Below are 9,175 nucleotides of genomic sequence, written 5' to 3'. Positions count from 1 at the left end.
GAGCGACAGAATACGTGTCGCACGTGCGACAGAATAGATGTCGCCCAACACGGCGCTTTACTGCACCGTGGAGATCATGTCGAACATGGGCATGTACATGGCCACCACCATGCCGCCGATCACCACGCCCATCACCACGATCATGATGGGCTCGAGGATGGAGGTCAGCGCGCTCACGGCGGCGTCCACCTCGTCGTCGTAGAAGTCGGCGATCTTCTGGAGCATGTCGTCCAGGCCGCCCGTCTGCTCGCCCACGTTGATCATCTGCACCACCATGGGCGGGAACACGCCCGAGGCCTTGAGCGGCTCGCTGATGGTGGCGCCGCCGGCGATGCTGGCGCGCGAGGCCATCACCGCGTCGTGGATCACGCGGTTGCCCGACGTGCGGGCCGTGATCTGCAGCCCCTCCAGGATGCTCACGCCCGACGACACCAGCGTGCCCAGCGTGCGGGTAAAGCGCGACACGGCCGACTTGCGCAGCATGTTGCCCAACACGGGCATGCGCAGCAGGGCGCGGTCGATCACCAGCTGCCCCTGCTCCGTCTTGTAGTAGCGCCGCAGCAGGAACACCGCCCCCACGGCGGCCAGCACCATGAAGAAGATGTAGCTCTGCAGGAAGTTGCTGATGCCCAGCACCACGCGGGTGGGCAGCGGCAGCTCCATGCCGGCCGAGGTGAAGATGCCGGCGAACACGGGCACCACCTTCCACAGCAGGATGGTGGTGGCCGCGATCACCACGAAGAGCATCACGGCCGGGTAGGTCATGGCGCCCTTGATCTTGCGCACCAGGGCGTCGTTCTTTTCCAGGAACGTGGCCAGGCGCAGCAGGATGGTGTCCAGGATGCCGCCGGCCTCGCCGGCCGCCACCATGTTCACGTACAGCTCCGTGAACACCTTGGGGTGCTTCTTCATCGCGTCGGCCAGGGTCTGGCCGGCCTGGATGTCGTTGAGCACCTGGACGATGATCTTCTGGAAGATCTTGTTCTCCGTCTGCTCCGCCAGGATGGTGAGGCTTTGCACCAGCGGAAGGCCGGAGTTGATCATGGTGGCGAACTGCCGCGTAAAGATCACCACCTCGCGGGTCTTGATGCCGGACCCGAACTGGATGTTGATCTCGCGCGCCTTGGTGTTCACCGAGACCGGGCGCAGCCGCTGCCGCACCAGGTAGCCGACCACCTCGTCGCGGGTGGGCAGGTCGATCTCGCCGCTCAGCAGCTCGCCGGTGGCCGAGCGCGCGCTGTACGCAAACGTAGGCATGGGCTCCCAGGGAATAGGGAACAGGGAATAGGGAATAGGGAATAGCCAGCAACTACATCAGTGCCAAGTGCCTAGTGCCTAGTGCCAAGCATCAGATCACTTGGTACTTGGCACTTGGCACTTGGTACTTTCTTCTCCTCAGCCCAGCGCGGGCTCGCCGATCATGCGCTGGAACTCGGCGGGGTCGCTGCTGCGCTTTACGCACTCGTCCAGCGCCACCTCGCGCTGCACGTACAGCTGGTACAGGCTGTCGTTCAGCGTCTGCATGCCGTGCTTCTTGCCGGCCTGCATGATGGAGTAGATCTGGTGCACCTTGTCGTCGCGGATGCAGGCGCGCACGGCCGGCGTGCACACCATGATCTCGCACGCCATGCTGCGCCCGCGGCCGCGGGCCTTGGGCAGCAGCTGCTGCGTGACCACGCCCTCCAGCACGAACGCCAGCTGCGCGCGAATCTGCGGCTGCTGGTGCGCGGGGAACACGTCGATCACGCGGTTGATGGTCTCGGCCGCGCTGTTGGTGTGCAGCGTGGCCAGGCACAGGTGGCCCGTCTCGGCGATGGTGAGCGCGGCCTGCACCGTCTCCAGGTCGCGAAGCTCGCCCACCAGGATCACGTCGGGATCCTGCCGCAGCGCGTACTTGAGCGCGCGGGCGAACGACTGCGTGTCGCTGCCCACCTCGCGCTGGTTCACCATGCACCCCTGGTGGCGGTGGATGAACTCAATGGGGTCCTCGATGGTGAGGATGTGCCCCTTGCGCTCCTTGTTGATCTTGTCGAGCATGGCCGCCAGCGTCGTGCTCTTGCCGGAGCCCGTGGGCCCCGTCACCAGCACCAGCCCGCGCGGCTTCTCGGCCAGCTTGCTGATGATGTGGGGCAGGCGCAGGTCGTCGAACGTCTGGATCTTGAACGGGATCTGGCGAATGGCCAGGGCCACGCACCCCCGCTGGCGGTACACGTTGCCGCGGAACCGGGCCAGGTTCTGGATGCCGAAGCTGAAGTCCAGCTCGTCCTCGGTCTCGAACCGCTTCTTCTGGTTCTCGGTAAGGATGCTGTAGGTGAGCTGCAGGCAGTCCTTGGGGGTGAGGATGTGGTCCGCCCCGCTGTCGGTGATGTGCCCGTCGATGCGCAGCTTGGGACGCTCGCCCGCCGTGATGTGCAGGTCGCTGGCGCCCTTCTCGATCATCTCTTCCAGCAGCGCGCGCAGGTTCAGGCTGCGTGCGGCCTCGGGGGCGGCCACGCGGGCGGCCTCGGCGGTCATGCTCATGGGAGTTCTACCAGGTACAGCTTCTCAAGAGTAGCCCGGGGCACCGTTGGCCCCCAAAGGCGCGATCCGTCAACGCGTGCCGCACCGTGCAACCATCGTTGCAGCGTGCAAGACGCGCCGGTGTGCCAGGTCACGTAACCACGTGGGTTTTCGTCGGTTGCGTGTGGGAGTAACCAAGATGCGTGCCGGGTGCGGCGCTGAACTGCGGGGGACGGATTACAGGGTACAGGGGACAGCCACCCACGGCAGACACGTCGAGGGGCAGGTCCCTGGACTCTCCCGTCCGCCCAGCCCCGACGGACGAATCTGCACGCGGTCGCGCCCCAGCCGGAGCGAATGAATTCGCCGCTGAAACGTCACGAAGTCCGCCTTCGCGGACTGCCCCAGCACGGGCGGGCCGGGGACACCGAGGTGAAGCCTCTCTGTCGAGAAGCCTGCGACGGGGCGAAGCGCTCGCCCGGCCGCAGGCCCCACGTCGTTGCCGGCCGTCCCCTGTAACCTGTCCCCTGTAACCCGCAGTTGCAGGCTATTCCCTATTCCCTATCACCTATTCCCTATCACCTATTCCCTGCTCCAATCAGCCCGCCGTCTCCTTCAGCACTTCCTCCAGCGTCGTGATCCCCCGCCGCACCTTGAGCATGCCGTCCATGCGCAGCGTGAGCATCCCCTCGGAGATGGCCTGCGCCTGCAGCTCGGCCGTGGAGCCGCCCTGCAGCACCATGCGGCGCAGCGTGGGCGACATGGCCATCACCTCGTACAGGCCCTGGCGGCCCTTGTAGCCGCTGCCGCCGCACGTCTCGCAGCCCGCGCCCTTGTAGAAGGTGATGCCCTCCAGCTCCTTCTCCGTGAGCCCCGCCGCCCGGATGTACTCCGCCGGGTAGGTCGTGGGCTCCTTGCAGTTGCCGCAGATGCGCCGCACCAGTCGCTGCGCCGTGATCAGGTTCACGGCGCTGGCCACGTTGAACGGCTCGATGCCCATGTCCACCATGCGGGTGATGGTGGACGGCGCGTCGTTGGTGTGCAGCGTGCTGAGCACCAGGTGGCCCGTGAGGGCCGCCTTGATGGCGATGGAGCCCGTCTCCAGGTCGCGGATCTCGCCCACCATGATGATGTTGGGATCCTGCCGCAGGAACGCCTTGAGCGCCGCCGCGAACGTCATCCCGATCTCCGTGCGCACCAGCACCTGGTTGATCCCGTGAAGGTTGTACTCCACGGGATCCTCCGCGGTCATGATGTTGACCTCGGGGGTGTTGATCTTGGAGAGCGCGCTGTACAGCGTGGTCGTCTTGCCCGAGCCCGTGGGGCCCGTCACCAGCACCATCCCGTACGGGTTCAGGATGGCCCGCATGAAGTCCTTCTCGGCCTTCTCCTCCATCCCGAACTTTTCCAGGTCAAGGGTCAGGTTGCCCTTGTCCAGGATTCGCAGCACGATCTTCTCGCCGAACAACGTCGGCAGGGTCGATACGCGGAAGTCGATGACGCGGCGGCCCACCCGCAGCTTGATGCGGCCGTCCTGCGGCACCCGCCGCTCGGCGATGTTCAGGTCCGAGAGGATCTTGAAGCGCGAGATGAGCGCCGCCTTCATCTTGATGGGCGGCCGCATGATCTCCTGCAGCACGCCGTCGATGCGGTAGCGTACGCGGATGTCCTTCTCGTAGCACTCGAAGTGGATGTCCGACGCCCCGCGCGTCACCGCGTCCGTGAGAATGCCGTTGATGAGCTTGACCACGGGCGCCTCGTCCACCGCCGCCTGCAGCGCGGTGACCGAGATCTCCTCCTCGCGGTCCTCGACGACCTCCACGTCCTCGGACTCGATCTGCTTGAGCAGGTCGTTGATCTTCTCGTCCGCCCCGCCCTCGTACTCCTTCTCGATGATCTTGCGCAGCGAGAAGTCGCCCGCGATCACCGGCTCGATGTCCAGGCGCGTGACGAACTTGAGGTCGTCCAGCACCCCCAGGTCCGTGGGGTTGGCCATCGCCACCGTGAGCGTGCGGCCCACGCGGCGCAGGGGCAGCACCTGGTGCTTGAGGGCGATGTCGGTGGGGACGAGCTTGAGGATCTTGGGATCCAGCTTTACGCGCTCCAGGTCCACCGCGGGAATGCGGTGCTGGCGCGCCAGCGCGCGGACGAGGTCCTGCTCGCCCAGAAAGCCGAGCTTTACGAGGCTGAAGCCCACGCGCGTGCCGTTGGAACGCGCGTCCTCGAGCGCCTTGCTGAGCTGCTCGCGGCTTACGAGGCCCTCGTGGATCAGCTGTTCGCCAATCCGGTCTGCGGGAGCGGAAACGGCCATCTAGCCCTGTGAATTGGGCGGAGATGCCGGGCCGCGGAGTTCACCACGGTGCGGCCCGGCGGGATTTCGGGGAAGTTCAGCGATGAAGTTTCGCCGCAAGTGCATGCGGTGTCAAGGCGTAGCCCGCACGCGGGGGCGCAGCCGCTCCACCGTCGCCGGGCCAATGCCCGGCACCTGGGCCAGCGCGTCCACGGAGCCGAACGGCCCGTGCTCCGCGCGCCACGCCACGATGCGCCGCGCCAGCGCCGGCCCGATCCCCGGCAGCGCCTCCAGCTGCGCCGCCGTGGCCCGGTTCAGCTCCACCACCGCGCCCGCCGCCCCGCCCCGGGAGTCTCGTTGTCTCGTTGAACGCTCCCAATCTGCTACCGAAGCAGCCGATTGGAAAGAGTCACGTGCGGATGGACCCTTCGCCGCCGGCTTCAATGGAGCGGAGGGCGGGGTCGGCGCCGGACGGAGCGCGAGGTGCGGCGCGGCGTCCCGCAGCAGCGCCGGCCCCACCCCGGGGACGGAGTCCAGGTCCGCCATCGTCCGAAAGCGGCCGTGCGCCGTCCGCCACTCCACCATCCGCCGCGCCAGCGCGGGGCCGACGTTCGGCAGCCGGTCCAGCTCGTCCGCCGGCGCCGTGTTGGGGTCGATGCGCTCACCGGGGGCCAGCGGCGCCGCGCGCCGCTCCGCGCGGCGGACGGAGTCCTCCACCTGCTTCACCAGCGCCTGCGCGCTCGCCTCCGCCCCGGGTGGGCCGGACAGGTCCGCGGGCGCGGGGCCGCCGGCCATCACGCGCGCCGCGGCGCCGGCGGCCAGCAGCAGCGCCGCCACGCCCAGGGCCAGTCGTTCCTGCGGGGTGGCGGCCATGCGTCAGCGCTCCGGGTCCGGGGGTTCGGAATACAGGGTCGCGGCGAGCACACGGCCCACGGCGCCCAGCGTTTCGCGCTTCAGGTACTGCGGATTGTCGTCGATGGAGTGCCAGCGCAGGTTCGCCGGCCCGTACTCCCCGTCGCGCACGACGACCGTGGGGATGCCCGCCGCGGACAGCACGTCCGCCTGGCTGGGCATCGGCCGTCCCCGCTCCGCGACAAAGACGCTGTCCAGCTCCAGCCGCCGCGCCAGGGCCCACATCCGCCCGGCCGGCCCCGCCGCGGACGCGGGGTCCATGGCAAAGCGCGGCTCGTAGTCCGCCACTGCCTGCAGGACCACGGCATAGCGCGGCCGGTAGCCCGGCATGGACGCCAGGAAGTGCCGCGTCCCCGCGAACGCCGCGGAATCGGACTGGTCGTCCCCGTCCGCGAACAGGACGTCCACGCCCACGGGCGGCGGCTGCTGGTGAAACAGCTGCGCCATCTCCACCAGCACGGCCACGCCGGACGCGTTCACGTTGGCGCCGGGCACGGGCCGGTGGCGCTCGCCGGGCTCCACGGCGCCGTCCGCCCGCCGCCGCGTGTCGCGGTGGGCGATGAGCAGGATGCGTTCTTCCAGCTCCGGGCGAAACCGGGCCACGATGTTGGTCCACCGGAGCCGCTTTCCCCCCTCGCCCGTGGCCGTGAACGGCTGCAGGATGACGGTGTCGGCGGCGAACCGCATCTGCTCCCGCAGCCAGTCCAGCTGCCGCGCGTGGCCCCGGTGCCCCGGGAACCGCGGGCCGAACGACACCTGCGTCACCAGGTACGACCACGCCCGCGTCTCGCGGAACTCGGGGGCCGGCGGCGGGCCCGGGTCGCAGGCGGCGGCCGCCAGCAGCAGCAGGCCCGGCGCCGCGGAACGGACGGCGCGGCGGATCGGTATCAAGCGGGATCAGCGCGGAATGAGCGGACGGAATGGACAGCGCGGGTTGTACGCCCCCGCCGCGCAACGTATACTACGAGCCGGCCACGTCACCCGGCAAGTCCCCATCGGCACGGATGAGAATCCTCACGCGGTACCTGATCCGGGCGCACCTGGGCCCGTTTCTCTTTTCGTTCTTCGCCCTCACGGGGGTGATCCTCATCAACACCCTCGCGCGCCGCCTGGCGGACCTGGCGGGCAAGGGGCTGCCCCCGCGCGTCATCGCCGAGTTCTTCATCCTGGCCCTGCCGGCCACGCTGGCGCTGACCTTTCCCATGGCCGTGCTGGCCGCCGTGCTCTACACGTTCAGCACGCTGACGGCGGAGAACGAGATCACGGCGCTCAAGGCCAGCGGGGTGGACCTGCGGCGCCTGCTGGCGCCCATCCTCGTCCTGGCCACCCTGCTGACGGTGGTGATGATCTGGTTCAACGACCGCGTGCTGCCGGAAAGCAACCACCGGTGGAGCCAGCTCATCGTGGACATCGGCCGCAAGACGCCCACGTTCCTGCTGGAGGAGCAGACGCTCAACCGCGTGGCCCCGCAGAGCGGCGGCAAGGTGTACTACCTGCGCGCGGCCCGCATCGAGCCGGGCACCAACCGCATGTGGGACGTGCAGATCTTCGACGTGAGCGATCCCGGCACCCTGCACACCGTCTTTGCCGACTCGGGGCGCGCGTCGTTCAGCGGCAACGGCAACGACATGGTGCTGCAGCTGTTCGACGGCCACACGCGTGAAGTATCGGCCAGCGAGCCCCAGACCTTTCGCCGCGTGTACTTCAAGAAGCAGATCTTCGGCATCCCCGACATCGGCAACCAGCTGCAGCGCAACGACCGGCCCGACGGCTTCCGCGGCGACCGCGAGATGACCATCGGCATGCTCAAGGCGCAGATCGACACCATCTCGCGCCAGCGCGCGGACGAGGCAAAGAACCTGCGCCAGGCGGCCCTGGCGGACCTGGAGTTCGCCCTGGCCGGCGGGCGCGGCGCGGGCGTGGAGGGCTCGGAGGGGACCGAGGCGCTGCCGGCCGACGTGGGCAACGTGCGCACCCGCACCCGCCGCACGGCCGACATGCTCAACAACACGCAGCGGCAGATGGGGCAGCTGGCGGAGAGCATCCGCAACTACGAGGTGGAGATCCACAAGAAGTACTCCATCGCCGTGGCGTCGCTCGTGTTCGTGATCGTGGGCGCGCCCCTGGCCCTGCGCTTTGGCGGCGGGGGGATCGGGATGGTGATCGCCACGAGCATGATCGTGTTCTCGCTGTACTACGTGGGCCTCATCGGCGGCGAGTCGCTGGCCGGGCGCGGCATCGTCACGCCCATCTTCGCCATGTGGATCATGAACGCGCTGATGACCGTGGTGGGGCTCTTTGGCCTGGCCACCATGGGGCGGGAGACGTCCACGGCGCGCAGCAGCGTGTGGGACACCCTGCTGCAGTCCGTGCGCGACGCGGCCGCCGCGCCCCTGGCCCGCCTGCGGGGGCGCCGCGCATGAAGCTGCTGGACCGCTACCTCATCCGGCAGTTCCTCGTCACCTTTTTCATGCTGGTGCTGGGGCTGCCGCTGCTGTTCATCATCGGCGACATCACGGACAACATCGACACGTACATGGACCGCGGGGTGCCCATCAGCAAGATGGCCCTGGCGTACGTGTACCAGTTCCCGCTGTTCATGGTGTACGCGTTCCCCATCAGCGCGCTGGTGGCCACGGTGTTCACCATCGGCGGGATGACGCGCCACCAGGAGATCACGGCGGCCAAGGCGGGCGGCGTGAGCTTCTGGCGGCTGTTCATCCCCATCTGGCTGCTGTCCATCGTGCTGAGCGCGGGCGCCTTTGGCCTGAGCGAGCTGGTGCCCACCACGCTGCGCAAGGCGGCCGCCCTGCGCGGCGAGCAGACGGCCGTGGCCAGCACGGGCCCCCGCATCAACTTCGTCTTCCAGACGGCGCGCGAGGGCGTCCTTTCCGCCCGGCGCCTGGACGCCGGCACGGGCGAGATGACGGAGCTGGCCCTGGAGCGCAACGCCACGGACAAGGCGCCCGGCATGCACCTGATGGCGCGCCGCGCCGTCTGGAGGCAAAAGGGCGGCTGGCGGCTGGAGGACGGCTGGCGGCGCGAGCTGCGGGCGGACGGGACGGAAAAGGCCACGCGCTTCGACACGCTCTCCGCGCCGGGGCTGATGGAGACGCCCGAGGACCTGATGGCCGAGCCGCGCGAGCCGGAGCAGATGCGCTACGCCGAGATGACGCGGTTCATCGGCGCCATCGAGCGCTCCGGCGGCGACGCGGCGCCCCTGCGCGTGGAGCAGGCGCAAAAGCTTGCCGTGCCCCTGGCCGTGATCGTCATCGTGCTGTTCGGCGCGCCCCTGGCCACCTCCAGCAACCGCGGCGGGGCCGCGTACGGCGTGGGCATCAGCCTGGGCGTCACCATCATCTACATGCTGCTGTTTCGCGTGGGCAAGGCCATCGGCAGCAGTGGCGCCATCGATCCGCTGGTGGCCGCGTGGGGCCCCAACATGCTCTTCCTGGTGGCCGGCCTCATCCTCAT

7 protein-coding genes are annotated in these 9,175 nt (G+C 68.7%); 2 read left to right on the top strand and 5 right to left on the bottom strand.

Annotated elements, in window-relative coordinates:
- Window positions 1-57: 57 nt before the first annotated feature.
- The 5 genes from VFZ20_RS17235 to VFZ20_RS17215 all read right to left on the bottom strand — a co-directional run bounded on the left by VFZ20_RS17235 (window position 58) and on the right by VFZ20_RS17215 (window position 6,592).
- Window positions 58-1,257 carry a type II secretion system F family protein gene (locus VFZ20_RS17235; RefSeq protein WP_329685156.1) on the bottom strand — a complete coding sequence of 400 codons (1,200 nt, stop codon included), beginning with the start codon at window positions 1,255-1,257 and terminating at the stop codon, window positions 58-60.
- 138 nt (window positions 1,258-1,395) lie between these two features.
- A complete protein-coding gene (locus VFZ20_RS17230) occupies window positions 1,396-2,520 on the bottom strand; it encodes a type IV pilus twitching motility protein PilT (RefSeq protein WP_329685155.1) in 1,125 nt (374 codons plus the stop codon).
- 577 nt (window positions 2,521-3,097) lie between these two features.
- A complete protein-coding gene (pilB, locus tag VFZ20_RS17225) occupies window positions 3,098-4,810 on the bottom strand; it encodes a type IV-A pilus assembly ATPase PilB (protein WP_329685154.1) in 1,713 nt (570 codons plus the stop codon).
- Window positions 4,811-4,921: 111 nt separating this feature from the next.
- Window positions 4,922-5,662 (bottom strand): helix-hairpin-helix domain-containing protein, encoded by a 741-nt coding sequence (locus tag VFZ20_RS17220; RefSeq protein WP_329685153.1) that lies wholly within the window; start codon window positions 5,660-5,662, stop codon window positions 4,922-4,924.
- A gap of 3 nt (window positions 5,663-5,665) precedes the next feature.
- On the bottom strand, window positions 5,666-6,592 hold the full coding sequence (locus tag VFZ20_RS17215; protein ID WP_329685152.1) for a M28 family peptidase: 927 nt from the start codon (window positions 6,590-6,592) through the stop codon (window positions 5,666-5,668).
- A gap of 113 nt (window positions 6,593-6,705) precedes the next feature.
- On the opposite strand from VFZ20_RS17215, the gene VFZ20_RS17210 reads away from it, so the two are divergent.
- Together VFZ20_RS17210 and VFZ20_RS17205 are read left to right on the top strand one after the other, a co-directional pair.
- The gene (locus VFZ20_RS17210) at window positions 6,706-8,124 is read left to right on the top strand and encodes an LptF/LptG family permease (RefSeq protein WP_329685151.1); all 1,419 of its coding nucleotides are present in this window, start codon (window positions 6,706-6,708) and stop codon (window positions 8,122-8,124) included.
- The coding region (locus tag VFZ20_RS17205; RefSeq protein ID WP_329685150.1) for an LptF/LptG family permease at window positions 8,121-9,175 on the top strand (1,055 nt) is incomplete at its 3' end. The genes VFZ20_RS17210 and VFZ20_RS17205, both read left to right, overlap by 4 nt.

This window comes from Longimicrobium sp. (assembly GCF_036280135.1).
Classification (GTDB): Bacteria; Gemmatimonadota; Gemmatimonadetes; order Longimicrobiales; family Longimicrobiaceae; genus Longimicrobium.
Note: the sequence above shows the minus strand (reverse complement) of the source record. Positions and strands in the feature narration are given on the sequence as shown.

Coding starts and splice junctions, on each gene's coding strand:
- VFZ20_RS17235 (WP_329685156.1), bottom strand. CDS start 1,257: ATGCCTACGTTTGCGTACAGCGCGCGCTCGGCCACCGGCGAGCTGCTG.
- VFZ20_RS17230 (WP_329685155.1), bottom strand. CDS start 2,520: ATGAGCATGACCGCCGAGGCCGCCCGCGTGGCCGCCCCCGAGGCCGCA.
- pilB (WP_329685154.1), bottom strand. CDS start 4,810: ATGGCCGTTTCCGCTCCCGCAGACCGGATTGGCGAACAGCTGATCCAC.
- VFZ20_RS17220 (WP_329685153.1), bottom strand. CDS start 5,662: ATGGCCGCCACCCCGCAGGAACGACTGGCCCTGGGCGTGGCGGCGCTG.
- VFZ20_RS17210 (WP_329685151.1), top strand. CDS start 6,706: ATGAGAATCCTCACGCGGTACCTGATCCGGGCGCACCTGGGCCCGTTT.